This is a genomic window from Amycolatopsis alba DSM 44262 (assembly GCF_000384215.1).
GTDB classification, from domain to species: domain Bacteria; phylum Actinomycetota; class Actinomycetes; order Mycobacteriales; family Pseudonocardiaceae; genus Amycolatopsis; species Amycolatopsis alba.
The window spans coordinates 8078613-8104086 of sequence record NZ_KB913032.1 but is presented as its reverse complement, the minus strand read 5'-3'; the positions used below and the strand labels follow the sequence as shown (position 1 = coordinate 8104086).

At 69.6% G+C, this 25474-nt stretch carries 27 protein-coding genes; 9 read left to right on the top strand and 18 right to left on the bottom strand.

The genetic code is table 11. The features are described from left to right. Window positions 1–20: 20 nt before the first annotated feature. Entirely contained in the window at window positions 21–995 is a 975-nt protein-coding gene (locus AMYAL_RS0137725) for an Lrp/AsnC family transcriptional regulator (RefSeq protein WP_020636483.1), read from the top strand. On the opposite strand, the gene AMYAL_RS0137720 is transcribed toward AMYAL_RS0137725, so the two are convergent. Next, window positions 982–1479, bottom strand: a complete 498-nt coding sequence (locus AMYAL_RS0137720) for a nitroreductase family deazaflavin-dependent oxidoreductase (RefSeq protein ID WP_020636482.1) — start codon at window positions 1477–1479, stop codon at window positions 982–984. The two genes, AMYAL_RS0137725 and AMYAL_RS0137720, sit on opposite strands and share 14 nt — an antisense overlap. An 86-nt stretch (window positions 1480–1565) precedes the next feature. Here AMYAL_RS0137720 and AMYAL_RS0137715 point away from each other — a divergent pair, with 86 nt between their 5' ends. Beyond that, complete coding sequence (locus tag AMYAL_RS0137715) at window positions 1566–2189, top strand: TetR/AcrR family transcriptional regulator (protein ID WP_020636481.1); 624 nt, start codon at window positions 1566–1568, stop codon at window positions 2187–2189. Here the strand turns inward: AMYAL_RS0137715 and AMYAL_RS0137710 are convergent. Both AMYAL_RS0137710 and AMYAL_RS0137705 read right to left on the bottom strand, forming a co-directional pair. Next, on the bottom strand, window positions 2168–3751 hold the full coding sequence (locus AMYAL_RS0137710) for an AMP-binding protein (protein WP_020636480.1): 1584 nt from the start codon (window positions 3749–3751) through the stop codon (window positions 2168–2170). The genes AMYAL_RS0137715 and AMYAL_RS0137710 overlap by 22 nt on opposite strands. Window positions 3752–3881: 130 nt before the next feature. Further along, window positions 3882–4442, bottom strand: coding sequence for a TetR/AcrR family transcriptional regulator (locus AMYAL_RS0137705; RefSeq protein WP_020636479.1), 561 nt, complete (start codon window positions 4440–4442; stop codon window positions 3882–3884). Between the two features lie 126 nt (window positions 4443–4568). Here AMYAL_RS0137705 and AMYAL_RS0137700 point away from each other — a divergent pair, with 126 nt between their 5' ends. The 3 genes from AMYAL_RS0137700 (at window position 4569) to AMYAL_RS0137690 (ending at window position 7001) form a co-directional block, all read left to right on the top strand. Next, window positions 4569–5273, top strand: coding sequence for an alpha/beta fold hydrolase (locus AMYAL_RS0137700; RefSeq protein WP_020636478.1), 705 nt, complete (start codon window positions 4569–4571; stop codon window positions 5271–5273). Window positions 5274–5336: 63 nt separating this feature from the next. Beyond that, on the top strand, window positions 5337–5981 hold the full coding sequence (locus AMYAL_RS0137695; RefSeq protein WP_020636477.1) for a flavodoxin family protein: 645 nt from the start codon (window positions 5337–5339) through the stop codon (window positions 5979–5981). Further along, entirely contained in the window at window positions 5982–7001 is a 1020-nt protein-coding gene (locus tag AMYAL_RS0137690) for a LacI family DNA-binding transcriptional regulator (protein WP_020636476.1), read from the top strand. Here AMYAL_RS0137690 and AMYAL_RS0137685 read toward each other — a convergent pair. The 9 genes from AMYAL_RS0137685 to AMYAL_RS0137645 form a co-directional block, all read right to left on the bottom strand. Then, the gene (locus AMYAL_RS0137685) at window positions 6998–8305 is read right to left on the bottom strand and encodes a serine/threonine-protein kinase (protein ID WP_020636475.1); all 1308 of its coding nucleotides are present in this window, start codon (window positions 8303–8305) and stop codon (window positions 6998–7000) included. The two genes, AMYAL_RS0137690 and AMYAL_RS0137685, sit on opposite strands and share 4 nt — an antisense overlap. Before the next feature lie 16 nt (window positions 8306–8321). Next, window positions 8322–8954: a GDSL-type esterase/lipase family protein gene (locus AMYAL_RS0137680; protein WP_020636474.1), complete on the bottom strand. Its 633-nt coding sequence runs from the start codon at window positions 8952–8954 to the stop codon at window positions 8322–8324. Further along, window positions 8951–9712, bottom strand: coding sequence for a sugar phosphate isomerase/epimerase family protein (locus AMYAL_RS0137675; protein WP_026467770.1), 762 nt, complete (start codon window positions 9710–9712; stop codon window positions 8951–8953). The genes AMYAL_RS0137680 and AMYAL_RS0137675 overlap by 4 nt, the downstream gene beginning before the upstream one ends. After that, complete coding sequence (locus tag AMYAL_RS0137670) at window positions 9709–10746, bottom strand: LacI family DNA-binding transcriptional regulator (protein WP_020636472.1); 1038 nt, start codon at window positions 10744–10746, stop codon at window positions 9709–9711. Before AMYAL_RS0137670 ends, AMYAL_RS0137675 begins: the two co-directional genes overlap by 4 nt. An 83-nt stretch (window positions 10747–10829) precedes the next feature. Further along, window positions 10830–12272 carry a polysaccharide lyase 6 family protein gene (locus AMYAL_RS0137665; protein ID WP_020636471.1) on the bottom strand — a complete coding sequence of 481 codons (1443 nt, stop codon included), beginning with the start codon at window positions 12270–12272 and terminating at the stop codon, window positions 10830–10832. Between the two features lie 13 nt (window positions 12273–12285). Then, window positions 12286–13584, bottom strand: a complete 1299-nt coding sequence (locus AMYAL_RS0137660; RefSeq protein ID WP_020636470.1) for an alpha-L-fucosidase — start codon at window positions 13582–13584, stop codon at window positions 12286–12288. Between the two features lie 29 nt (window positions 13585–13613). Beyond that, window positions 13614–14480: a carbohydrate ABC transporter permease gene (locus tag AMYAL_RS0137655; RefSeq protein WP_020636469.1), complete on the bottom strand. Its 867-nt coding sequence runs from the start codon at window positions 14478–14480 to the stop codon at window positions 13614–13616. After that, window positions 14477–15433, bottom strand: coding sequence for a carbohydrate ABC transporter permease (locus AMYAL_RS0137650; protein ID WP_020636468.1), 957 nt, complete (start codon window positions 15431–15433; stop codon window positions 14477–14479). Before AMYAL_RS0137650 ends, AMYAL_RS0137655 begins: the two co-directional genes overlap by 4 nt. After that, complete coding sequence (locus AMYAL_RS0137645; protein ID WP_020636467.1) at window positions 15430–16758, bottom strand: sugar ABC transporter substrate-binding protein; 1329 nt, start codon at window positions 16756–16758, stop codon at window positions 15430–15432. Before AMYAL_RS0137645 ends, AMYAL_RS0137650 begins: the two co-directional genes overlap by 4 nt. Before the next feature lie 181 nt (window positions 16759–16939). Here AMYAL_RS0137645 and AMYAL_RS0137640 point away from each other — a divergent pair, with 181 nt between their 5' ends. Beyond that, the gene (locus tag AMYAL_RS0137640; RefSeq protein ID WP_020636466.1) at window positions 16940–17947 is read left to right on the top strand and encodes a hydroxyacid dehydrogenase; all 1008 of its coding nucleotides are present in this window, start codon (window positions 16940–16942) and stop codon (window positions 17945–17947) included. A 9-nt stretch (window positions 17948–17956) separates the two neighbouring features. After that, entirely contained in the window at window positions 17957–18604 is a 648-nt protein-coding gene (locus AMYAL_RS0137635; protein ID WP_063712274.1) for an alpha/beta fold hydrolase, read from the top strand. A 365-nt stretch (window positions 18605–18969) separates the two neighbouring features. On the opposite strand, the gene AMYAL_RS0137630 is transcribed toward AMYAL_RS0137635, so the two are convergent. Both AMYAL_RS0137630 and AMYAL_RS0137625 read right to left on the bottom strand, forming a co-directional pair. Continuing rightward, complete coding sequence (locus tag AMYAL_RS0137630; protein WP_026467769.1) at window positions 18970–19374, bottom strand: acyl-CoA thioesterase; 405 nt, start codon at window positions 19372–19374, stop codon at window positions 18970–18972. A 1-nt stretch (window position 19375) separates the two neighbouring features. Beyond that, the gene (locus AMYAL_RS0137625; protein WP_245193269.1) at window positions 19376–19867 is read right to left on the bottom strand and encodes a DUF6130 family protein; all 492 of its coding nucleotides are present in this window, start codon (window positions 19865–19867) and stop codon (window positions 19376–19378) included. Between the two features lie 158 nt (window positions 19868–20025). On the opposite strand from AMYAL_RS0137625, the gene AMYAL_RS0137620 reads away from it, so the two are divergent. Next, on the top strand, window positions 20026–20271 hold the full coding sequence (locus AMYAL_RS0137620) for a hypothetical protein (protein WP_020636462.1): 246 nt from the start codon (window positions 20026–20028) through the stop codon (window positions 20269–20271). An 87-nt stretch (window positions 20272–20358) separates the two neighbouring features. On the opposite strand, the gene AMYAL_RS0137615 is transcribed toward AMYAL_RS0137620, so the two are convergent. Next, complete coding sequence (locus AMYAL_RS0137615) at window positions 20359–21126, bottom strand: S1 family peptidase (RefSeq protein ID WP_020636461.1); 768 nt, start codon at window positions 21124–21126, stop codon at window positions 20359–20361. 95 nt (window positions 21127–21221) lie between these two features. Between AMYAL_RS0137615 and AMYAL_RS48090 the strand changes: the two genes are divergently transcribed. Continuing rightward, a complete protein-coding gene (locus AMYAL_RS48090; protein ID WP_020636460.1) occupies window positions 21222–22328 on the top strand; it encodes a LysR family transcriptional regulator in 1107 nt (368 codons plus the stop codon). Here AMYAL_RS48090 and AMYAL_RS47185 read toward each other — a convergent pair. From AMYAL_RS47185 to AMYAL_RS0137595, 3 genes are read right to left on the bottom strand one after another with little or no spacing between them, the layout of a single operon-like run. Beyond that, window positions 22209–23165, bottom strand: a complete 957-nt coding sequence (locus AMYAL_RS47185; RefSeq protein ID WP_020636459.1) for a LysR family transcriptional regulator — start codon at window positions 23163–23165, stop codon at window positions 22209–22211. The two genes, AMYAL_RS48090 and AMYAL_RS47185, sit on opposite strands and share 120 nt — an antisense overlap. A gap of 41 nt (window positions 23166–23206) precedes the next feature. Then, window positions 23207–23845, bottom strand: a complete 639-nt coding sequence (locus AMYAL_RS47180; RefSeq protein ID WP_020636458.1) for a sigma-70 family RNA polymerase sigma factor — start codon at window positions 23843–23845, stop codon at window positions 23207–23209. Beyond that, window positions 23830–25170 (bottom strand): alpha-lytic protease prodomain-containing protein, encoded by a 1341-nt coding sequence (locus AMYAL_RS0137595; RefSeq protein ID WP_020636457.1) that lies wholly within the window; start codon window positions 25168–25170, stop codon window positions 23830–23832. Before AMYAL_RS0137595 ends, AMYAL_RS47180 begins: the two co-directional genes overlap by 16 nt. Window positions 25171–25474: the final 304 nt, after the last annotated feature.

The following is a 25474-nucleotide window of genomic DNA, read 5'->3' as shown; positions in this document are numbered from 1 at the left end:
ATCGGCCACAATATGGGCGAATGGATCCACTCGACCTCCGCATCATCGGCGCGTTGCAGGTGGACGGCAGGGCGTCCTGGCGGCGGATCGCCGAGGTGCTCGGCGCCCCCGAACGTACCGTGGCCAGGCGCGGGGCCCGGCTGCTGGAGAACGGGATCGTCACCGTGATCGCGGTGACGCCGCACGGGGTGCCGATGCTGGTGCGCGCCCAAAGCCGCGCCGGTCTCGCCAGGACAGCCGGGACCGCGCTGGCGCGCCGCCCGGAGACGAGCTTCTGCTACCTGCTGACGGGGCAGGCCGAAGTGGCCGCGGAAGTGAGCTGCTCACGGGAGCGCCTCGCGGTCTACGTGTCGGAGGACCTCGCCGCCACGCCAGGGCTGCACGAGGCCACCGCCGATCCGATCACGAGGTACTACCGGACCGTGCACGAATGGCAGCCAGGGATCCTGACCCCGGAGGAAGCTGCCGCGCTGACCGAACTTCCGCAGCTGACCCCGCAACCCCGGCAGCCGGACGGCGACGTGTTCGCGCCGGACGAGCGCGCGCTGGTGCGGGCGCTGCGCGAAGACGGCAGGCGTACCCACGAGGAACTCGCCAGGCTCGCCGGGGTGTCGGAGTCGACCGTGCGACGCCGGGTGGAGTCACTGCGCCGCGGCGGGAAGATGTACATCCGCGCAGTGGTCGAACCCGCCCTGCTCGGCCTGCCGATCGAGGCCCTGCTGTGGATCCGCAGTCGTCCGTCCGATGTGGACGAACTCGGGCGGAAGCTGCTCACTTCGCCGTATGTCCGCTACGCCGCGGCCACCATGGGGGAACACCAGATGATGGCCGACGTGACGCTCCCCGACGTCGAGGCCCTGCACCGGTTCGTCGCCGACTCGGCCTGGTCGCGGCTCGCGGCGTCCGTGCACACCGGGCTGGTGACGAAGGGGCTGAAGCGCAGCAGCGTGCTGACGTCCGAACTGCGGGACTGGGAGCCGCTCATTCCCCGGTGACGCGTTCCAGCAGGACGACCGGGATTTGCCTGCCCGAGGCCGCCTCGAACTCGGCGAACTTCGGGACGAGCGCCACCTCTTTCGCCCAGAGCCGCTCGCGTTCCGCGCCCTGCGTGAGCCGGGCCACGACCGGCACCGTCTCCGTGCCCACTTCGACGGTGACCCGCGGGTTCGCCAGGAGATTGTGGTACCAGACCGGATGCCGCGGACTGCCGCCGTGGGTTCCGAAGACGGCCCAGTCGTCGCCGACCGGCTGGTAGAACAGCGGGCTGATCCGTTCGCGGCCGGTCTTGGCTCCGAAGTGGTGCACCAGGATCAACGGCATGCCCTGCTCGCCGAAACCGGGGAACCGGGGTGGGACGGGGCGCCCCGCCGCGAAGTCCTCTTCGCTGCTCCAAGGCACGTACCCGGCGTTCGCCCGGAACTCGGCGATGATCCGGTCGTTCCAGCCGGTGTTCGTGGTGATCATGGACGGGTCGGACATGACGTCCCCTTCGCTATCCGGAGCAGTTGCTCCTCAACGTAACACAGAGCGGAGCAACTGCTCCGCAAAGAAGGTAGGGTCGGCGCATGGCAGTGGCTGAACCGGAAAGCACCCGAAGGCGTCGCGCGCCGCGCGCGGACGCGCTCCGCAATCAGGAGGCGATCGTCGAGGCCGCCACCGAAGTGCTGGCCGAGCAGGGCACCGCGGTGGACGTGCGCGAGATCGCCCGCCGCAGCGGGGTGGGCATGGGCACCCTCTACCGGCACTTCCCGAAGAAGGAAGATCTCATCCGGACGGTCCTGCGCCAGGACTTCTCGAGGTGGGCGGAATCCGCGCGCCAGGCGGCGATCGGCGCCGAGGATCCCTGGGCGGCGCTCACCGACTTCTACGAGCAGGCTCTGGCAGGCTACGCACGTCACCGGGTGATCGTCGAGAACTTCGCGCTGACCTGGTCGGACCCCGATCTGGAAGGCATCCGGCAACTTCGGCTCGTCATCGAAGAACTGCGCGCGGGCGCCACGGACCTCCTGCGCGCCGGTGTGACCACCGAAGACCTGTTGCTCCTGCTCGTCTCCTTGGGCCATGCCGTCCAGCTCACCGACCAGTGTCATCCGCTGATGTGGAACCGGCTGCTGCGCATCTCCCTCGACGGACTGCGCGCCGACCACGGCGAACCGCTACCCGTCACTCACGGTTCCCGTAGCCGATAGCGCTGCAGCTTCCCGCTCGCGTTGCGCGGCAACGCCTCGACGAACCGGACACGGCGCGGATACTTGTACGGCGCCGCGGTCGTCTTCACGTGCTCCTGAAGCATCTTCGCGAACTCGGGACCTTGTTCGACGCCGGGGCGCGGTACGACGAAGGCCGTCACGACCGAACCGCGATCCGGGTCCGGGGTGCCGATCACCGCGCACTCCTCGACATCCGGATGCGTGAGCAGGACTTCCTCGACCTCGGGCGCGGCGATGTTGTAACCCGACGAGATGATCATGTCGTCGCTGCGCGCGACGAACCGGAAGTAGCCGTCGGCGTCGCGGACATAGGTGTCGCCGGTGATGTTCCAGCCGCCGCGGACGTAGTCCCGCTGTCGCGGGTCGTCGAGGTACCGGCAGCCCGTGGGGCCTTGTACGGCAAGGAATCCCGGCGTGCCGTCGGGGACGGGCGCGCCGTCGATGTCGAGCACGGCGGCGCGGTAGCCGGGTACGACCTTCCCGGTCGTGCCCGGACGTGCGTCGTCGTCGGCGGCGGAGATGAAGACGTGCAGCATTTCGGTGCTGCCGAGCCCGTCGATGAGCGGCCGTCCGACGACGTCGCGGTAGTGCTCGGCCACGGGAGCGGGCAGCGACTCGCCAGCCGAGACCGCCCGGCGCACTCCGGCCAGGAGCGCTCCGTCGCCGGCGTTCAGGATCGCCCGGTACGCGGTCGGGGCGGTGAAGAGGACCGTGACGCCTTTGCCTGCGACGATGGCGGCGAGTTCCGCCGGAGTCGCGCGTTCGACCAGCAGCGTGGCCGCCCCCGCGCGCAAGGGGAAGATCAGCAGCCCGCCGAGCCCGAAGGTGAAGGCCAGCGGTGGCGTGCCGCAGAAGAGGTCGTCCGGCGTCGGCCGCACGACGTGCCGGGAGAACGTGTCGGCGATCGCGAGCAGATCGCGGTGGAAATGCATCGTCGCCTTCGGGGATCCCGTCGTGCCGGAGGTGAAGGCGAGCAGGGCGACGTCGTCGGCCGCGGTCCGGACGTCGGCGAACGTCGCCGGATGCCGTTCCGCGCGGGCGGCGAGGTCCGTTCCGTAGGACACGACGGGCAGATCCGGCGGGAGTTCGTCCAGCAGGCGTTCGTCGCAGACGGCGATCGCGGGTTTCGCGCGGCCGACGATCTTGTCGAGCTCCGCGCGCCGCAGCATCGGCATGGTCGTGACGGCAACGGCGCCCGCCTTGAGCACGGCCAGCCACACCACCGCGAGCCACGGGGTGTTGGTGCCCCGCAACAGAACCCGGTTGCCGGGGACCACGCCGAAATCGGTGACCAGGACGTGGGCGACCCGGTTGGCGCGGGTCAGGACTTCGCCGTACGCCCACGTTTCGGTGAGGGATCGCAAGCAGGGCCTGTCCGGGCCCGACTTCGCGACGGTGTCGTCGAGCAGCGCGGTCGCGGCGTTCAGCCGGTCGGGATACCGCAGTTCCGGCAGGTCGAACACGAGCTCCGGCCACTGGTCGGCGGGCGGCAGCCGGTCACGGCAGAACGGGTCGGCGTGCGCGCTGGGAGAAAGCCTCATCGTCGCCGCTCCTCGCTCCGGCCTGCCCCCTCTCGCGAAGGTAGCACTTGTTACGACCGTCGAGAAGGCGCGATGTCTTGTCCGTGACGACAGCACTGGACAAGACATGAGCAAGGATTTGCGCTGAAGCTCAGTCCACGACGTCGGTGACCGCACGGCGCAAGGTCGCGCGCACGGTCTCGGCGTCGTCGAGGTTCCCGCCGTGCAGCGCCCCGTCGCGCAGGAGGACGAGGGTGCGGGCAGCGTGCTCGGGATCGGCATGACCCGCCTCGCGCGCCAGGTCGCGAAGGACGCCGAAGAACCAGTCCCGGTGATCGTCGATGACCTGGCGGACCTGGTGCGCGGGATCGGGGTACTCGGCGGCGGCGTTGAGGAACTGGCAACCGCGGAAGTCGTCGTCGATCGTCCGGTCACCGACGATGCCCAGCGCGGCGAGTAGCGCTTCGCGGGCCGATTTCCCGCTGGTCGCAGCGTCGACGCCCGCGCGGATCTGCTCGCTCGTGGTGCTCAGGTAGGCGGCGACGAGGTCGTCCTTGGTGGGGTAGTGGCGATAGAAGGTCGCCCTGGTCACGGCGGCTTCGGAGACCAGCCGCTCCACGCCGACGGCATGGATCCCCTCGGCGTAGAACAGCCGCGACGCGGTCTCGAGCAGGCGGACCTTCGGATGGACGTCCCGGTCGACAGTCGGCATCTCTCAACTCTAGAGAAAGAACGGTCATTCCACCAGGTCGTCTTCGTCACGTTGCGGAAGGCATCCCAGGCGAGCATTGTTCAGGCAGAAAGACCGATCGTTCTACATAGCTCTGAAGGAGCCATCATGAGCAACCAGAAGCCCACCATCGTCCTGGTCCACGGTGCTTTCGCCGACTCGTCCAGCTGGAACGGCGTCGTCCCGAAGCTGCGTGAGCAGGGCTACCGGGTGCTGGCCGCGTCGAACCCGCTGCGCGGGATCGAGTCCGACGCGGACTACGTCGCCGACGTCGTCAACGGAGTGGACGGCCCCGTGGTGCTGGCCGGGCACTCCTACGGCGGTGTGGTGATCAGCCGCGCGGCCACCACCGCGCCGAACGTCAAGGCGCTCGTCTACATCGCCGCCTTCCAGCCGGAAGCGGGGGAGAGCGTCTTCGAGCTGTCCGGCCGGTTCGAGGGAAGCAAGCTCGGCCCGGACACCACGAACGTCCTCGCCGCCCAGGGTGAGCTGTCGATCAAGCCCGAGAACTTCTCGGACGTGTTCGCCGCCGACGTCCCCGCGGAGACCGCCGACGTCATGGCCGTCACCCAGCGCCCGGTCACCGAGCGCGCGCTCGCCACCCCGTTCGACGGCGAGCCGGCGTGGAAGAACGTGCCGTCCTGGGCGCTGATCGCCGAGCAGGACCACGCGATCCCCGCCGCCGCGCAGGCGTTCATGTCCGAGCGCGCCGGTTCGGAGGTCACCAGGATCGAGGCCTCGCACGCGGTCTCGGTCTCGCGGCCGGACGTCGTCGCGGAGGTCATCCTCGCGGCGGCGGCCAAGGTCGCTTGACAGGTGAAACCTTCCCCGGAGAGACTGCAAAAGCGTTTTTGCAGTCTCTCCGGGGAGAACCACGTGAAGATCTTGGTGCTGGATTCGAGCCCGCGTCGTGAGGGCAATTCCTGGGCACTCGCCCAGGCGCTGGCCAAGGGGGCGGAAGAAGCGGGACACACGATCGACTTCGTCCGCCTCTCCGATTTCGTCGAGTCCCCGCTGGGGGACTGCCGCGACTGCCGGTTGAGCGACCGCTCCTGCGGTATCAAGGACGGCTACGAGCGGCTGCTGTTCGACCACGTGCTCCCGGCGGAGGCGATCGTCTACGCGACACCGCTGCACTGGTACGGCATGACCGGACGGCTCAAATCGTTCCTCGACAGGCTTTTCTGCTACACCTCCGGCAGCTCGCCGCATACCGCCGAGGTCGTGCCGGGGCTGATGAACAAACGCGCGGCGGTGCTGATCTCCTGCGAGGAGAGCTACCGCGGCGCGACACTCGGCCTCGAAGCCCAGTTCCAGGAACTCACCCGGTACCTGCGCCAGGACCTCGCCGGGATCGTGGTCGGCGTCGGCAACAGCCGGGGCGAGGTGGAACGCGATCCCGCCCGGCCACTGGAGGCCGCGGCGGACCTCGGACGTAGGCTGGGCGACGCCCACGTCACCGACTATCGGCTGGACACCGACCGGCCGAACCGCGTTTGGGGACCGCCCGTGGAGGCCTGAGTGTCGCCGACCATCCGTGACGTCGCCGCCGCGGCGGGGGTCTCGATCACCACCGTCTCGCACGTGCTCAGCGGACAGGGACGGATCTCCGAGGAGACCCGGCAGCGCGTCGCACGGGCGGCGGCCGACCTCGGCTACCAGGCCAGTGTGCACGCCCAGCAGCTGGTCACCCGGCGCAGCCGCACCCTGGCGATCCAGCTCGCGAACTCGGTCGACGCGAGCAGCGCGTGCGCGCTCGTGCCCAACTCGGACTACTTCCTCGAGGTCCTGAACGGGGCGGCCGAGGCCGCGTCGAAACGGTCCTACGCCCTGTTGCTGACTCCGGCGGACGCCGATCTCGACCGGCTGAACGCCTTCGCCGTCGACGGCGCGATCCTGGTCGATCCGCGTGGTGACGAGCCGTTCTTCGCGACCGGCTGGTGCCGTGACCGGCCGCTGGTGACCGTCGGACGCCCGATGGCGGCGCCGGGTCCGGTGCCGGTCGTCGTCGACAACGACCTGGTCGCGGCCGCTCGCCTGATGCTGGATCACCTGGTGGACAACGGTTACGAACGACCGGCGATGATCACCACCGACACCGGCCGCTCCTACGCGGCGGATCTGGTCGCGGGCTACACCGGCTGGGTGGAAGACCGGGGACTGGAGCCGGTGGTGGCCGAGATCGACGAGCCGCCGACCACCGAAGGCACGGCGGAGGCGCTGGGCGGGCTGCTCGACCGGCCGGTGCGCCCGGACGCCGTCTTCACGACGTCGGAGAACCTCGCTCTCGGCGTTCTCCACGAGGCCCGTCGCCGTCGGCTCGCGGTGCCCGGCGCGCTCGGGATCTGCAGCGCGGTGGACAGCGGTTCGCTCCGGCTCACGTCACCACAGGTGACCGGCATGTTCGTGCATCCCCGTGAGGTGGGCGGCCGCGCGGCCACGGCGTTGATGGACCTCGTCGAGGGGGTCGCCCCGGACGGCGGACCGCGCCGGATCGAAGTACCCGTGCGGCTGAACGCGCGCGAATCCACCAGCCGCTAGGAACTGTGGCACTCCGCGACCGGCACGTCCCCGCCGTCGTCGCCGGTGGTCGCGGTGAAGCCGAAGGTGGTCGACCCGCCGGCGGGCAGCACCGCGTTCCAGTCCAATTCGGACACTCGAACCCGGTCACCGTCCTGTGCCAGGGCACCGTTCCACAGATTGGCGATCCGGGTGCCGGGCGGCAGGGTCCAGCTGACCTCCCAGCCGGTGAGCCGGGTGCTCTGGGAATTCCGTACGGAGACACGGATCTCCGAGCCGCCCGGCCAGCGACTGGCCACCTCGTAGCGCGCTTCGCACACCGGTTTCGCGGCAGGAACGGCCGGAGCCGCCGCCGGAGCCGCCGGAGCGTCGGGTGAGTCCCCGTCGAACAGGAGGATTCCCGCCAGGACGCCACCCGCCACCACCACACCGCCCGCGATGGCGAACGGCAGCCGCGAACGGCGGGTGGGCGCGGGAAGCCGTTTCGTGCCCGCCAGGACCGCCGGGCGGCCGTCGGCGACGGCGCTGAGCATCCGCTCGGCCTCGGCCATGTCCGGCCGCTCCGCGGGATCCTGCCGGAGCAGGCGCAGCAGGACGTCGGTGAGCGGTCCGGTGGTCCGCGGCGCGGTGATCTCGCCGCGGGCGACCCGTTTCAGGAGCGCGATCTGGTTGCCGTCGGTGCCGAACGGCGGTGTGCCCTCCAACGCCGTGTAGAGCGTGGAGCCGAGCGAGAACACGTCCGATGGATAGCCGGGGTCCTCACCGTCCGCGACCTCGGGGGAGAGGAAGGCCGGGGTGCCGACGACGAGGCCGCCGCCGGTCATGGTCCCTTCACCGGCGGCGTGGGACAGGCCGAAGTCCGCGATCTTCGCCTGGCCGTCCCCGGTGATCAGGACGTTGTTGGGCGTGACGTCCCGGTGCAGGATCCCGTCTTCGTGGGCCGCGGCCAGCGCCGACGCGACCTGCGTGCCGAGTTCCGCCACCCTTCCCGCGGGGAGCGGGCCGTCGTCCGCGAGGAGTTCCGTCAGCGGCCGCGACGGCAGGAACTCCATGACCAGGAACGGGGTCCCGTCCTGCTCGGCGACGTCGTACACGGTGACGGCGTGCGGATGCTTGAGCCGCGCGGCGACCCGTGCTTCCCGCATCGCGCGCACGATCGAGCGGAACGGGGCGTCGTCCGGCGAGGTGTCCGGCAGCAGCTGCTTGACCGCGACCGTCCGGTCGAGCCGCTCGTCCCGCGCCCGCCACACCACGCCCATCGCGCCACGGCCGACCTTGCGCTCCAGCCGATAGCGCCCGGCGATGAGCTCACCACTCCGGTACACCGGGCAACTGTATCCGCTAAGACTGCGTGACTTCCCCGGCCGGCGCACCGGCCGCCGCGAGCCAGGCCTCGGCGAGCAGCCGGTGACCGAGCGGGCTGGGGTGGACGCCGTCCGGGGCCAGCGTCGCCGCCCCGTGTTCGGCCGCCGCTCGCGGCATGAACAGATCCGCGCGGATCAGCCGGGCGCCGAACTCGGTCGCCACGTCGATCGCGGCTTCGATCCGGGGTGCCAGATCGTCGGGCCAGGCATCCTGGTCCGGCTCGACCGGCAGCAGGAACGGGGTGATCACGTACAACTCGGCCGGGAGGTGCTGCCGCGCGGCGGCCAGCAGCCGGGTGTAGGCGGCGCGGAACTTCCCGATCGGGCTCGGCAGCCCGCGGTCGAAGGTCCGCCAGGTGTCGTTGATGCCGATCTTGACGGTCAGCACGGTGGGGCGCGCCGCGAGGACGTCGGTGGTCCACCGGGCCTCCAGATCGTAGATCCGGTTGCCGTTGATCCCCCGGTTGAGCACCTCCGGCCCGGCACCCAGGAGATCCGCGATCTGCCGGACGTAACCCTTGCCCAGCGACGCGGGATCGGTGCGGTCACGGCTGGAGTCGGTGATCGAGTCGCCGGCGAACAGCAGCCTGTCGGCTTCGGTGAACCTCACGCGCCCGCCTCGATCAGCTTGCGCAGGGAGTCGGCCTCGCCGGGGATCAGGTCGGGATCGTTGTCCGGGACGAACTCCAGCAGCGCGTCCAGCGGCCGCCCGGCCTTCGCGAGCAGCCCGAACGCACGTGTCCACAGCTCCGTCCTGGCGGTCAGCGGATGCCGTTCGTTGCTGGGCCACCACGAGAACACGTGCACCGCGCGGACCCGGTCGAGGACCAGTTCCAGCCCGGCCAGCGCCTGCTCGTCCGGCAAGTCCTGCGGTGGCTGCCAATAGGTGCCGAGGTTGTCGCGGCCGACCTCGTCGAGCAGCCGGACGGTGGATTCGGCGGTGTCGGTCAGCGTCCCGCCGTGGAATTCCAGCGCGACTTCCAGCCCGTGTTCGTTCGCGACGTCGGCGGCCTCGCGGAGACCGGTGACGACCTGCTCGCGTTCGTAGGAGTCGACGTCCTCGGAGCCGGCCTTGCCCGCCCACACGCGGATCCGCGAGGCGCCGAGCCGGACGGCGGTGGCGGCGATCTCGCCGAACTTCCCGGCTTCCATCGGGGTGGCGCGGAAGTAGGAGCCATAGGAGTCGCAGGTCAGGTCATGCCGTGCCATGGCTTCGAACGCGCGCTCGGCCGCCCAGTCGTCGCCGGGGCGCACGTGGACGTCGGCGCCCCATTCGATCACCTGCAGGCCGGCTTCCTCGGCACGGCTCGCGACCTCGTCGGCGTCCAGCCGCCGCAGCGTCACCGAACACAGTCCTGGGCGGATCAATTTCCCTCCAACGGTTGAGTGCTTTCCCGCAGCACGACCTCGCCGGTGATCGGCTTGACGCGAGGGGTGGCCGCGCGGTCGTCGAGAATGAAGTCGAGGGCCTGTTCACCCATGCGCTCGATCGGAACGCGCACGGTGGACAGTGAAGGCCTTATGTCGCGCAAGGTGATGATGTCGTCGAAGCCCGCGATCGCGACGTGCTCCGGGACGTCGAGGCCGTGGTCGCGGCAGGCGGCCATCGCGCCGACGGCCATCACGTCGTTGACCGCGAAGACACAGCCCCGGAAACCGCCCTGGATCGCTCGCACCATCGCCGCGTAGCCGCCGTCGCGGGTGAACTCCGCATGCAGGACATGGGTCGCGGGCAGGGAGACGCCGTGGTGGGCGAGGCCGTCTCGGAAGCCGAGGACGCGATCGCGTGAGGTCAGCAGTCCGGACGGCCCGGCGAGCACGCGGAAGTCGCGGTGCCCGAGTCCGGTGAGCCGTCCGGCCAGCGCCGCGGCGCCGGGCCCGTTCTCCAGCATGACGGTGTCGAAGGGCAGTTTCCGCTGCCCGATCACCACGACCCGGCCGTCGGCGGCCTCGAACGCCTTGAGCTCCTTGGTCAGATTCCGTTGCAGGGCACTGTCCTCGTTGCGTGACCCGGCCAGGATGACCGCTCGCGCCCGTTGCCCGCGCAAGGTCGTGACGTATTCGAGTTCCTTCTCCGGCCGGTTTTCCGTGCTCGCGATGGTGACCGTGAGGCCGTGCCGGGCGGCCACGCGCATGACCCCGGACGCGATCGAGGAGAAGTACGGGTCGACGATGTCGTGCACCAGCAGCCCGACGACGTTCCCGCGGCCGCGGGCCATCGCCTGCGCGGGCACGTTCGCCGTGTACTGCAGCCGTTCCGCGGCCCGCAGCACCGATTCGCGCAGGTTCCCGCTGACCTGTCTGGTCCCGCCGTTGAGCGCTCTCGACGCCGTCGCGAGCGACACTCCGGCCTCACGGGCGACGTCGGCAAGGGTGGCAGAACCGGCGGCGCGCTGCGGCATGGTTCCTCCTCGGTGGTGCGGTGGGCTCACGCCGGCGTGGGCTGACGCCGGCGTGAGCCCGGCTCTGTTTGTCGACCGCCTGGCTACGGAGCGCCGGGGCCGACGTCCGCGGTGGTGAGCGGCCGGTTGGTGATGGCGGCCGTCGAGTACTCGTCCGCCCCGACGTCACGCTTGCTGCCGCGAGACTGGCCGTCGATGTCCAGCGTGACCGGTGCGGCCGACAGGGTCGCCGCGTCGATCGCCGGGCTGCCCGCGGCGAGCCGCGAGACGCCGTCGGTGCCCTGCACGAGCTTCGGGTCGACCCGGCTGAAGGTGCCTGCCGGGATGTTCCCGTCGGCGCCGGAACCCCACAGGATGTTGCCGGACCAGGTGAAGTTGCCCGTGGTGCTCATCGCGACCAGATCGCCGTTGCTGCCGACGAAGAGGTTGTCCGAGATCGTGCAGTCGCGCGGTTCGATCGTCCGTTTGGTCTCGCCGGAGAGCGTGCTGCTGTTGTTCAGCAGCGTGTTGTGCGCGATGAGCACGCGGTCCGCCGCGTCGTTGCCGCGCCGCGATTCCTTGGATTCACCGGGGAAGTGGTCCCGGACGCTGCCGCTGCCGATGACCAGCGCGTTGCTGGACAGTCCGGCGAGGTAGTTGTTGAGGATCTTGTGGTCGTTGCCGTAGATCCGGATGCCTTCCTTGCCGCCGATGATGAAGTTGGATTCGACGACGGTCTTGTTCCCGTGGCGCAGCACGATGCCGCCCAGGCTGTTCCGGATGGTGTTGTTGCGGATGAAGTTGCCCGACGACTTGACCGAGATCGCTTCCGGGTCGCCGTTGGCGCGTTCGAACAGGTTGAACTCCACCGTGGCGCCGGCGGTGCTCAGCGCGCGCGGGCTGACGCCGAGCCGGATCGGCTCGCCGCCGTTGTCACCGGGGAAGGTGTGGTCGGAGAAGTAGTTCCGCAAGACGTGGACGCCGACCGCCATCTTGTCTTCGTCCGCGCCCTCGATGCAGAGCATGACGCCGAGCGTCGTCTTGTTGTGGAAGTGGTTGCGGTCGATCTTGCTGTAGTCGGCGCGGACCATCACCCAGTGCAGGCCTTCGATGTCGGCCAGCTGGAAGTCGTTGCGGGTCAGGCGGATCCGCGAACAGTTCGGCGGGATCTCCAGCGTGGTGCTCTGCCGGAAATTGAATCCGCTGAGCGTGACACCGGTGGAGTCGTCGAAGACGAAGCTCTGCTCACCGTTGAACGTCACCCCGCCGCCGGTCTGGGCGACGATGGTGATCGGCTGGTCCTTGGTGCCGCGCCTGCCGGTGATGGTGATCGGCTTGCCCGTCGGCACGGTGTAAGTGCCGTTGTTCACGGTGATGACCGCGCCCGCGGCGGCCGAGTTGATGGCGTTCTGGAGCTCGGTCAGCGAGCTGACGTTCAGAGCGCACAGACCGTTCGGCTTGGCCGACGCCGTTCCGGCGGTGACCCAGGGGACGGTGACCAGCGCGGCGCCGAGAGTGGCGCCGGTGAGGAACCTTCTGCGATCCATGATGCCTCCGTGCTCAATCGGTGGGGAGGGTTTCCGCGGCGGCGGGGCTGGTGAGGAACAGCTCGATCACCGGGACCGGGGTGTCCGGTTTCCGGATGGGGAGCTTGAGGGTGAGCGTGCCTTCCGGCGGCGCGCCCATCTGGGTGTTCTGCGCGGTCTGCCTCGGATCCGTGTGCAGCTGCAGGATTTCCGAGGCGTCGTCGAGTAATTGGGCGTAGCGCACGCGCCCGGCGAGGCCCGGCAGGTGGACGTGGTTCATCGGCCAGCTGAAGAGATGCAGGTACAGCCGGTCTCCGCGCTGGGTGTAGCGGCCGTCGGCGGGGGCGGTGAACTCCGAGGGACCGCAGCCGCGGATGGAGCGTTCGTGCCGGTCCATCCAGCGGCCGAGTCCGGCGAGCACCTCGTGCGCCCGCGGGTCGATCTCGCCCCGGCCGTTCGGCCCGACGTTGAGCAGCAGGTTACCGTCCTTGGACACGCCGTCGACGAGCATCCGGATGAGCAGTTCGGGGCTCTTGTAGTCGAGGTTGTCGCGGTCGTACCCCCAGCTGCCGTTGAGGGTCTGGCACGCCTCCCACACCACCGGGACACCGTCACGGGTCATCGGCCCGGACGGCTGGTACTGCTCCGGGGTGATGAAGTCGCCGGGGATGCCGGTGCGGTCGTTGATCAGGACACCGGGCTGGAGTTCGCGGATCATTTCGAGCAGGGCGGGGGAGTCCCAGTCGTCCGGTCCCTTGCCGCCCCACCATTCCCTGCGGCCCTTGTAGGAGAAGTCGAAGAACAGGTAGTCGATCTTGCCGTACCGGGTGAGCAGCTCGCGGACCTGGCCGTGCAGATAGAGCTGGTACTCGGCGATGTCGGCGTACTGGTGCGCCGCGATGTACTCCTGGTCGTCACGGCGGGGATGGGTGCCGTCGACGGGGAACGCGGGGTGGTGCCAGTCGATCAGCGAGTGGTAGAAGCCGACCTTCAGGCCTTCTTCGCGGCACGCGTCGACGAACGGTTCGAGCAGATCCTCGCCGTACGGGGTGTTCGTCACCTTGAAGTCGGTGAGATCGCTGTCCCACAGGCAGAAACCGTCGTGGTGCTTGGTGGTGAGCACGACGTAGGTCATGCCCGCGGCTTTGGCGGCCCGTGCCCACGAACGAGGGTCGTACTTGTCCGGTTCGAAGTGGTCGAAGTAGACGCGGTACTGCTCGTCGGTCAGCTTTTCGCGGTTCTGCACCCATTCGTGCCGGGCGGCCAGGGAATACAGTCCCCAGTGGACGAACATCCCGAACCGGTCGTGGGTGAACCAGGCGGTGGAACTCACTTCAGGATCGCTCCTTGGGAAATGGTGGGTCAGCCCTTCAGCGCGCCCGAGGCGAGGCCGCGGACGAACGAACGCTGGAAGAACAGGAACGCGGCGACCGAGGGCAGCAGCGCCAGCAGCGACGCGGCCATGATCACGCCGGGCGTCACGTCCGCGTCGATGCGCAGAGTGCGCAGGGCCAGCGGCAGGGTGTAGGTCGAGGCGTCGGACGAGACCAGCATCGGGAGCAGGTACTGGTCCCAGATCATCGTGAAGCCGAAGACACCGATCACGCCGAGCGCGGGCTTGCACATCGGCAGGATGATCTGCGCGAAGATCCGCAGGTCGCCCGCGCCGTCGATGCGCGCGGCCTCTTCGAGTTCGCGGGGCACGTCCTTCATGAACTCGGTCATCACCAGGATCGAGAACGCCCACGCGCCCAGCGGCACGATCATCCCGGCCAGGCTGCCGATCAGGTTGATGTGCACCACGGGCAGGTCGGACAGGATCAGCGACAGCGGGATCGCGAGGATCTCCTCCGGCAGCATCAGCGTCGCCAGGATCGCGACCAGCACGAAGGTCATGAAGCGGAACTTCTTGCGTGCCAGCGCGTATCCGGCCAGCACCGAGATGACGACCTGCAGCAGCAGGCCGAAGCCGACCACCAGGAACGAGTTCAGCAGGTAGAGCCCGACGCCGTGGTCGAACGCGATGCCGAAGTTGCCCAGGGTGGGGCTCGACGGGATGACGCTCAGCGCCGTCGGGTCGGACACGTCACTGAACGCGCTGACCAGCAGCGCCAGCAGCGGGCCGGCGAACACCACCAGCACCAGGGCGTACACGGCGTACTTCAGGATCCGTCCGCCCGGCGACTTGACGGCGTCGAGGCCGAGTGCCGAATCGTTGGCCGCGGTCATGCGTCTCGCCTCCGTCGGAGCACCTGGACGAACAGGGTCAGCACGAGCGTCGCGAGGAACAGCAGGACCGCTCCCGCCGCGCCGACACCCAGCCGGTTCTGTTCCAGTCCGAGTTTGTAGATCAAGGTCATCGCCACCTCGGTCGAGCCGTTCGGCCCGCCGTTGGTCAGCAGGAACACCTCGGTGAACACCCGCAGGCCGCGGATCGCCGCGAGGACGAACAGGATCGAGAACACCGACCGCAGCCCCGGCAGCGTCACGTGGAGGATCTTGCGCCAGCGCGAGGCACCGTCCACAGTGGCCGCTTCGTACAGTCCGCGGTCGATGCCCGCCAGACCCGCGAGGAAGATCATCATGTCGTACGGCGCGCCGCGCCAGATACCGGTGACGATGACCGAGATCATCGACGTGTCGGGATCGTTGATGAAGCCCGACGGTCCCAGCCCGACCAGGCCGAGGATGGAGTTCAGCATCCCGTCCCCGGTCGGGTGGTACATGATCCGCCAGAGTTCGGCGACCACCGCGATCGGCACGACCACCGGCAGGAACGCCGCCGACCGCAGGAACTTCAGCCGCTTGCTCTGGCCCTCCATCAGCAGGGCGAGCGCGAGGCCGATGACCATCGACCCCACGGTCTGCCCGATCGCGATCACGACGGTGTGCCAGATCGCGGAGTGGAACGCCTCGTCACCGAGGACGGTGCTGTAGTTCTCCCCGCCGACCCACTGGTTCCCCAGGTACGGCTGGACGTCCTGGAAGGACATCGTCACCGCGGTGATCATCGGGATGAACTTGAAGTACACGAACAGGATCAGGGCGGGGGCCAGGAACAGCCACGGCGTCCACCACTTCCCGTCGCGGTCGCTGCGCCTGCGGGCCTTCGGCGCGGGCGTCCGCTTGACGGCGGGACGGTCCGCGCCGACGGCCGCCGGCTTGGCGTGATCTACGGTCATGACGCGCTGATCCCCTGTTGCTGCAAGGTCGCGGTGAGTTTGGTGTCGAGTTTGGACAGTTCCGCCTTGGTGTCCAGCTTGCAGTCGGCGACGAGCGCGCTGATCGTGTCGGCGGTGTCCTGGCGGACCGGCGTCCAGTTCGGGATGGACGGCGCGTAGTGGCCGGACTTGGCGTAGATCTCGGCGTAGGTCTTCCAGCGCGGGTCCGAGCGGACCTGGCTGATGTCGACGTTCTTGTTCACCGGGAGCTGCACGATGAAGGCCGAATCGCCCTCCATGCCGATCTTCTGGCCGTCGGCCGAGATCGCGAAGTCACCGAAGGCGTCCTGCCCGGCCTGGTTCGGCGAACCGGCCATCATGTAGATCGAGAGTCCCTCGGCCAGGACGTCGGAGTTCTTGGCGCCCGCCGGCATCGGCACGACCTCGTACTTGTCCTTGCCGAGCGACTTGTCGAAACGCGGCAGCAGGTACGGGCCGACGACGTACATCCCGGCCTTGCCCGCTTCGAAGGTCTCGTTGGTCGCGGGGGTCGGCATGGTGACCGAACCGGGCTGGATGACGTTGTCCTTGCAGCCGAGGTCGCGGAAATACTGCACCGCGGCCACGGATTCGGGGGTGTTCATCGACGGCTTGTACTTGCCGCCACCGGCTTCGGTGATGAAGTCGCCGCCGCCCGCCCACAGGAAGTTGGAGAAGTACCAGGAGGCGTAGCCCCGCTTGGTCGACAGCGTCGCGGTCAGGCCCGCGGTGTCGTTCTTCCCGTTGCCGTCGGGGTCACCGGTGGTGAAGGCCTTGGCGAGGTCCGCCAGTTCGGCCCAGTTCTGCGGGACGCCCTTGCCGACTTTCTCGCGCCAGTCCTTGCGGATCAGCAGCGCCGAAGCCTGTGCGCTGTAAGGAAGGCCGTACAGCTTGCCGTCCGGCATCTGGTTCGACTTCAGCGCCTGCTCGGTGAGCTCCGAGGCGTGCTTGATCTTGCCCTGTTCGATCTCGCGCACGAGACCCTGGCTCTTCAGCGTCCCGACCTGGGTGACGTCGTTCATCACGATGTCCGGCAGGTCGCGCTGGGCGGCGCGCTGGGCCAGCTTCGTCTCGAAGTCGTCGAAGATCGCGGTGACCTGCACCTTGAATCCCGTGGCCTTCTCGAAAGCCTCGGCGAGCCGCTTGGTGGCCTGCTCCCCGGCGCCGCCGGGGGTCGTCCGGGTCCACAGCTCCAAGGGCGCCTTGGTGTCCTGCGCGACGTTCGTTCCGGCGGGGCCTGCCGAGCAGCCCGAAAGAACCAGCGCTGAGACGGTCAGTCCCACGCCGATCCACCGCGATTTCCGCATCGCTTCTCCTGTTCACTGTGGACCACGCTGTCTACTCCGGAGGGACGGTAAGCGCTTTCCCGGTGCCCGGTCAATGGTCCGATGATTACGAATTTCAATCAGCCGCGTTTGCCTGTGCGTGGGACTCGCCGTGCGTGGACCGGGGTAAGCATCCGATGTATGGTCGCCGACGGAGGTAGGGATGACCGAGCTGCAACACCGGCCGACAGCGCTTCTCGTGATGGAGGAACGCCGCCGTGACGACGTTTACCCCGAGGCGGTGCTGAAGGAGATCGGATCACTGGTGGACCTGCGTGAGCCGCTCACCCGCGAGCGGCTGGCGGAGGACCCGGCGGCCCTGGACGGTGTCGAGATCCTGCTGTCCGGCTGGGGTGCCCCGGTGCTGGACTCCGTCCTCTTGGGACACGCGCCGGACCTGCGCGCCGTGCTCGTCGCGGCAGGTTCGGTCCGGCCGCTGACCACGCCGGAGTTCTGGGCGCGCGAGCTGCCGATCGTGTCCGCCGCGGCCGCGAACGCCGTCCCGGTCGCCGAGTTCACCCTGGCCCAGGTCCTCTTAGGACTCAAGCAGGTGCACCGGATCTCCCGCGAGATCCGGGAGCGGAAGGCGTACCCGCCCGATCCGCGGGTCGCCGGGGCGTACCGATCCAGGGTCGGCCTGCTCGGACTCGGCGAGATCGGCGCTCTCGTCGCGTCGCATTTGCGTGGTTTCGAGGTGGAAGTCCTGGCGAGTGACCCGGTCGTCGACGCGGCCACCGCTGAGAGCCTGGGTGTGCGGCTGGTGGGTCTCGACGAACTGTTCGCCACTTGTCCCGTGGTCAGCCTGCACGCGCCGCTCCTCCCGGAGACCGAGGGGCTGGTGAACGGGGACCTGGTGGCCAGGATGGGCATCGGCGCGACCCTGATCAACACCGCCCGCGGCGCCGTGGTCGACGAGCCGTCGGTCGTCCCCGTGCTGAGCGAGCGCCCGGACCTCACCGCGATCCTGGACGTCACCTGGCCGGAACCGGCCGCGCCGGACTCGCCGCTCTACACGCTGCCGAACGTGGTGCTCACCCCGCATCTGGCCGGCGCGCTGGGCGCCGAGCGCGCGCGGATGGGCGAGCTGGTGGCGGCGGAGCTGCGGCGGTTCGTGCTCGGGGAGCCGCTCCAGTACGCCGTCGCGCCGGACCGGGCTCACCTGCGGGCCTAACCTGACGGGGTGACGCTCGCCTTTCGAGAGACCGGCCCCCGGACCGGGGTGCCGGTGGTCCTGCTGCACGCCCTGGGCAGCAAATCCGGCACTTGGGACGATTTCGCCGTCCGGCTGGACCGCCGTGTCCTGGCCGTCGACCTGCCGGGACACGGCGACAGCGCCCACTTGGAGAAGTACTCGCTCGACGCGATGGCCGACGAGGTGGCCGACCTTCTCGGGGACCGGGCGGACCTGGTCGGGCACTCGATGGGCGGCCGGGTCGCCGTGCTGCTCGCCCAGCGCCTGCCCGGACGCGTGCGGCGGCTGGTCGTCGAGGACAACCCGCCGCCTCCGGACTCGGCGAAGGAACCCCTGGTCCCGACGGTCGAGCCGTCCGGGCCGCTGCCGTTCGACTGGCGGCTGATCGACCCGATCATGACCGAACTCCGCACGCCGGACCCCGCCTGGTGGGAGCGGCTCGCCGCGATCACCGCGCCGACCCTGCTGATCAGCGGTGGGCCGTCGAGCCACGTCGCGCACGAATCGCTGGAGCGGATGCGCGGGCTGATCCCGGACTGCCGCCTGGTGACCATCGACGGCGCGGGACACCGGGTGCATTCCGCCAGGCCGGCGGAGTTCGCGGCGGTGGCAGGGGAGTTCCTCGGGGCGACCTAGAGAGTGTATAACGCCCTATACTCCGCGCCGGTGTCGGTCGGGTCCGTGAAGGCCTCCTTGCTTACCTTGAGGGTCTGGGTCTCGGCAGAGTCGGGATAGTGCGGCGGTGGGAGCGGGTGATTGTGAGTGGGGTTTCGTGTTCTAAGCCGAATCGTCACTCACGACCACCTGGACGGAGGTGTGAAGGTCGCGTTTCCTCGGCTGAGCCGTGGGAAGGGGGCCTTCACGCGCGGCCGGTGTGGCTGCTGGTGTGTCTGGGGCGAACGTGGCGATCGCGGTGTCCGTGAAGGCCTCCTTCCCTACTCTCAGGGTAGGGAAGGAGGCCTTCACGGAGTCCGATGCGGCCCGCGGTCACTGCTCGACCTTCAGAGGCGGCCGGGATCGGTCGCCAGCTCGCTCAGCGTGTGGTGCGGGTCTTCGGTCAGCCGCCGGGTCCGGTGGTCGAGCAGCCCCCAGGTCGATTCGATCCGCGCGGCGAGGACACCGTCGGAGCGGAGGAAGCGCTGGTGGACGCGCCAGGTCTTCCCGGCGCCGAAGTCGGGTTCGACGGAGACCGTGATCTCGTCGCCGAACCGGACTTCGTTGAGGTAGTTGATCCGCGCTTCGAGCAGGACCGGACCGAAGTCGCCCTGCACGAAGGTGACTCCGGCCCGCCGCAAGTAGGCGACACGGGCCCGGTCCGCCCAGTCGTGATAGGCGATCGCGGTGACATGGCCGTTGAAATCGGTTTCGGCCCGGCGTGGGGTCAGGGCGAAGGTGAAGGCCGTCATCTCAGTGGTGTCCACTTTGGACGGGGACGACGAAGTTCACGTTCTTCTCGTCGAGGATCTTGTGCGTCGGGTCGGCCAGGCCGACCCACACCTTGTGCGGACCCGCCGGGAGTGACTGGATGATGAGCGGCTCGCCGCTGCCGTCCGCCCAGTGCCACGCCGCGTCGTCGACGGTCACGTGGATGTGGCCGATCCGGGGTGAGACGTCGAGGGCGGCGGGGCCGTACACCGGCACGATCCGGAGGTTCTCCGCCCGGTAGCGCAGCACGACCAGGCCCATCGCGAGCTGCTCGGGCAGCGGCGCGTCCACGACCAGCGAGGGTGACGGCTGCGAGGGCAGCGGCACCACGGGAGCGGGCGACCAATCGGAGGCCGCGACGGCGGCGGGGGCGGCGGCCGCCGGTGGCGCGGGCGGGGGAGCGCTGCACGCGGCGGCCGCCAGGACGGCGGTGAACAGGGCGGAGGCGAGGGTGAACTTCCCAAGAGCGGGCATGAACTCGACGCTAGGACTGGTCTCGGGACCGCGGCGCCCGTCGGACGACGTCATCGCTGTACGTCGCCGTGACACTTTCCGGTGATCACCAGGTGAACCAGCGTGATCCGGGGAATATCAGGAACATCGAGCAGGGGGCGGAAGCAAGGGAGAGCACGATGAAGTCTCGTTTCGCCGCCCTGGCGGCCACCTTCACGCTCTTGGTCTTCGCGGGCGCCATCGCCGCATCGCCGGCTTCGGCTGATCCGGTGCCCGGCAGCCCGAACAAGTTCTACGCCTCGTGCGCCGTCGACCTTTCGGGAGTCCCGGTGGGCTGCCTGGAGACCGACGAGGTGCACGCGACGCACATCTGCCAGTACGTGATGACCGGGTTCGGGCTCGGTCTCGACTGCATCCAGCGGTGAACGGACGGGAACCGGGTGGGCGTCCCTGCGACGCACCCACCCGGCTCCCCTTCCCGGTGCGGTTCACCGGTCACCGCACCGGGAAGATCAGCCCCCGATGGTCGAGGAGATCCACTGACGGTGCGCGGTGACGTCGGTGTAGATGGTGTCGCCGGTACCGCACGTCGAACTCTGGTGGCCCGCACGGCTGGTCGCACCGGCCAGCGTGCCCTGGACGACCAGCGGTCCGCCGGAGTCGCCGTAGCAGGCTGTCTGGTTGGTCGTGCTGTACACACACAGTTCGGTGGCACCCTGAATCGTCTGGCAGCGGCTGTCCGGATCGATCCGGGTGTTGAGCTGCTTCAGGTTCGCCGGAGGCTGCTGCTCACAACCACGCTGCGGACAGGTCTGGCCCCAGCCGTAGAGCGTGACATTGGTCCCGGACGCGGGCGAGGTGCTCGCGATCTGGATCGGGGTGTTCTGCACGGGCTGGGAAAGCCGGATCAGCGCGATGTCGTTCGGTCCGGCCTGTCCGCTGTAGCGGGGGTGCTTGATCATGCGCGAGGCCGAGGCCAGGACTCCTCCGTATTGCCAGGTCTTCGAGCCGATGCGCAGCTGCAGGCCCTGTTGCTGGGGGATGCAGTGCGCCGCGGTCACCACCCACTGCGAAGCGATCAGGGATCCGCCGCAGCCGTGGCGGCCATTGGCCTGGAGCGAAGCGATCCACGGGAAGTCGCCGGACGCCTGTCCGCCGCCGACGATGGCCGGGCCGACCTGTCCCGGTTCCTGTGCCGCCACCGGCGATGACACCGACAGTGCCGCAGCGCCCGCGACCAGCGGGATCAGGGCGGCGCGCAGCAGGGTACGCAGTCTCATGGGGAGTCCTCCTCGACGTTGAAGGGGATATGTCTGATTCACCTTCGCCGCGCCGGGCCTTCCGGAGAACTCCCGGCTTTGTATAGCGTTCGTCTATGGAACTGGGGTTCCGGCAGTTGCGGGTGGTCCGCGCCATCGCCGAGACGGGGACGCTGTCCGCCGCCGCGGCCGCGCTCGGCCTGACCCAGCCCACCGTCACCGACTGCCTGCGCCGGGCCGAACGCGTCGCGGGCGGGCCGCTGTTCCATCGGGACCGGCGTGGCGCGCGGATCACCCCGCTCGGCGATCTGGTGGTGGCCCATGCCCGTGCCGTGCTGGGCGAGCTGGCGCGGCTCGAGTCCGCTTTGGACCGGAACCGGTACGGCACGCTTCCCGATCCCGTCCGGATCTGCGGGATCCCCGGCCAGCTGGTGGGGAATCTCGCGGTGGCCGTGCCGAGGGTGCTGTCCACCGGGGTCGAGGTCCGGGGCGCGCTCAGTGTCCCGGCGGCACTGGACCTGCTCGCCGACCTCCGGCTCGAAATGCTCGTCGTGGTCGATTTCCCCGGCTACGTCCATGATCCGCCGCCGGAGGTGGGCCGGGCGACGGTCGCGGTGGAACCGATGTTCGTGGCCGTCGCCGAGCATCACCGGCTCGCGGGCCGCGCCGAGATCGGGCTGGCGGAGCTCGCCGGTGAACGCTGGCTGAGCGTGGCCGACACCGCGGATCTCGACGACACGGTGTTCACCGGCTATCTCGGCGACGTGTGCCGGTCGGCCGGGTTCACCCCCGAGATCCGTACCCTGCCGCCGAGTGCCTGCGCGCAGTTGTGCGAACTCGGCGAGGCCGTCCTGCCGATGGTGCCCGCCGCCCGCCGCCGCAGCGGGATCGAGGTCATCCCGTTACGCGACAACCCGTTACGCATGACCACCCGGCTGTACTGGCACGAGCGCGGGCCGTTGGCCGGAGACGCCGTCCGCGCGCTGTGGGAAGAACTCGTGCGGGCGCAGCACGCGGTCATGGAGAGCCCGGACCGGTATCGCGCCTGGCTCGCCGGCAATCCACAGTGGACAACCACGGTGGACTCCTTCGAGGAAGCGAGATCAGGTGCCGAGCCAGCCGGGGTTGGCCGCGGCCCACTCGGGAAGCCGATGCCGGACAGCGGCCAGCTCGGTGATCGCGCGCACCAGCCCGCTCCGGACGGCGGGGACGTCGACCGGTGATCCGTCCCGCCACAGCAGGAGATGCCGTGTCCTGAGCGGCACTCCCCGCAGGGCCACCACCGAACCGGGCATGCCTGCCCCGGAATCGAGGGTCTGGGCCAGCGCCACCGCGCGCGGATCGCGCCGGACGGTCTGCCGCAGCACCATCGGTTCCAGCTCCTGCACGGTGATCGTGCCGAGGCCCGCCCGCGCGCACTGGTCGGTCAGGTGCTCGTGGAACTCGTCGTCCCCGCCCGACACCGCCAGCCAGGTCGAACCGGCGAGCTCGGCCAGCGACACCTCACCGCGCCCGGCGACGGGGTGTTCCGGGGACACGATCACGAAGACCGGTTCCGTCCCCACGGGAAGCACGTGGACGCCGTCCGGCGGGACGATCTCCTGATCGGGGTGATCGACGTACATCGCCAGCTCCACCGTGCCGTCGAGCAGCGCGGAGAACAACGCCGTCCGGCTGGTCACCGCGAGCAGTTCGACCGGCCGTCCTGGGGTGGCCGCGGCGACCACGCCGCTCAGCGTCTCGGCGAAGACCGTGGGGAGCGCGCCGATGCGGAGCAGACCGTCGGCGGGCGCGCGGTGGAACCGGCGGATCGCCTGGTCGAGGTCGTCCGCCGCGGCCAGGACACGCCGCGCGTGGTTCAGCAGCACCTCGCCCAGCGCGGTGGGCCGCACGCCGTGGCGGTCCCGTTCGAACACTGTCCGCTCCAGCGCCCGCTCGACCCGGTGGAGCTGCGCGCTCAGCGCGGGCTGGGAGAGCCCGAGCGCGGTCGCGGCCTTCGCGATGCTGCCCGCCGACGCGATCGCGTCGAGGAGGCGCAGATGCCGGACGTCGATTTCCACCGGCCAAGTATGGCCGTCCCCAGGGCCGATGAGGGGGCTGATCACAGGTCGTCCTCGCTGATGATCGTGCGGAGTTTGTGCAAGGCGCGATGCTGGGCGACCCGGACCATGCCGGGGCTCACCCGCAGGACCGCACCTGTTTCGGGCGCCGTCATGCCGACGGTGATCCGCAACCGGAGGATCTCCCGCTGGATGTCGGGCAGGCCGCTCATCAACCGGGTCAGCCGGTCGTGGCCGTCGGCGGCGAGGGCGTGCCACTCGGGTTCGTCGGGCTCGGGCGCCGCGCGGTCGGGCGGGTCGGGCGTGGGTTCGGATCTGTCCCGTGCCCGCCACCGGAAGGCAGCGGCGACCTTCCGGGCGGCGATCCCGAGGACGGCGGTGAGGAAGGAACCGCCGGTGGCACGGGTGGTGGGGAGGGTGGCGAGGACCGCGAGGCAGGTCTCCTGCGCGACGTCCTCCGCCGCGACCACGCGATCCGTCCCGCCCATCCGGCTTCGGCAGTAGTCCGCGACGACCGGCTGGACGATGGTCATCAACTCGTTCGTGGCCGCGGGGTCGCCGCGGCTGGCGCGGGGGACGAGGGATTCGAGATCCGCCGCCCACGCGTCGTCGTCAGGGGGAGGAACCGCCCCCGGCGAGGTGAGTTCGCCGGGGGCGGTCCAGGTCAGGCGAGTTCCCAAAGCGCGGGCACGTTCGGCGGTTCCCAGCCGGGCATGGAGGTGTGCGGCTGGATCACGCGGTAGTTGCTGCCGCCGTAGCTGGCGGTCGCGCCGGAGCCGTAGTAGGTGTACGGCGCCCAGGTGCCGCCCGGCGGGTTCGACGTCGTCGGACCGGTCGGGGTGGTGGTCGGCGGGGTGGTGGTGCTGGTCGGCGGGGCACCGCTGACCGTCAACCGCAGGCTGTAGACGCTCAGGATCTCCGAGATCGGCTGGAAGTAGGTCGTGCCACCGGAGGTGCAGTTGCCCGAACCACCGGAGGTGACGCCCTGCGCCTGGTCGCCGCTGATCCACGAACCGCCGGAGTCGCCGGGTTCGGCGCAGGCGTTGGTCCGGGTCAGGCCGGTGATGGTGCCTTCGGGGTAGGTGACCGAGGCGTTCTTCTGCAGGATGGTGCCGCAGTGCCAGCCCGTGGTGGAACCGGAACGGCAGACCGAGGCGTTGAGGGCGGCTTCGGTCGAACCGGCCACCGGCACGGTGCCGGGGTAGCGGTTGACCAGCGCGCGCGGGGTGTTGCCCGCGTCGGCGCGGACCCAGGCGTAGTCGTTGCCGGGGAAGCTCGAACCGGCGACGCTCCCGCTCGGGTTCGAGGTACGGGTCCCGGTGGTGCCGCAGTGGCCGGCGGTCACGAAACCGCCCTCGACGGCGAAGCCGATGGAGCAGCGGCCCGAGCCGAAGGTGTAGGCGTTGCCGCCGATGATGTCGATCAGCGCGCGCGGCTTCTCGGTGCTGGCCTCGATCCGGACCAGATCCGCCTGCACACCGGATTCGGCCGCCCAGGACTTCGCGGCGGCCTCGCCACCGGCGTTGGCCAGGACGACGACGGAGTTGGTGAGGACGTCGGTGTACCAGCCGGGCACGGTCTTCGGCGCCTTGGTGGACTTGGCGTCCAGCCGCAGCTTCGCCGCGTCGAGGTCGGCGGCGCTGCGGGCGACGGTCTTCGGGGTCGCGCCAGCGGCGCGCACCAGGTCGGCCTGCGCGGCGTCGGTGACCGCCACGGTGAGCGTGGTCCCGGTGGTGTCCAGCCACGATCCGCCATAGGACGTGCCGAGCTGCCGCTTCAGCGTGTCGTCGGCGATCGCGGCGCGCTGCTCGCTCGCGAGCCGGAGCTTGGCCTGCTCGGGGCTGATCTTGAGGTCGCGGGACAGGGCGGCCAGGACTTCGGCCTGTGTCTGGTCTCCCGAGGTGGCTTGCTGACCGGCACTCGCACTGGGGGTGAGTGCGATGGCGGTGATCAAGCCTGCCCCGGTGATGGCCGCGGCTGTCGCGGCGAGGATCTTTCTGTTCATGTCGACGCTTTCCTCGGGAACGGGCGGGGGAGAGGAGATGCGTTCCCGACCGTACGAGGCGTATCACTCGTCTGGTACATACCATTTGGGTCATATCGCCCGGCTCGAACGCGGGGTGATATGACGGTCTGGCGTGGTGATTCCGTTGCGGTGCAAAGAGTTTCGGTCACCGGGAACGGCGTCGTATCCAGTGTCCGAATTGCTCCGCCGCGCTGTCCCCCGTTGTGAATACCGTACTTTTGACGGGTAGGGCAAAGGTAACGACGGAAGTTCTCACAGAGTGAGGAAGTGCCCGTCGCACCGG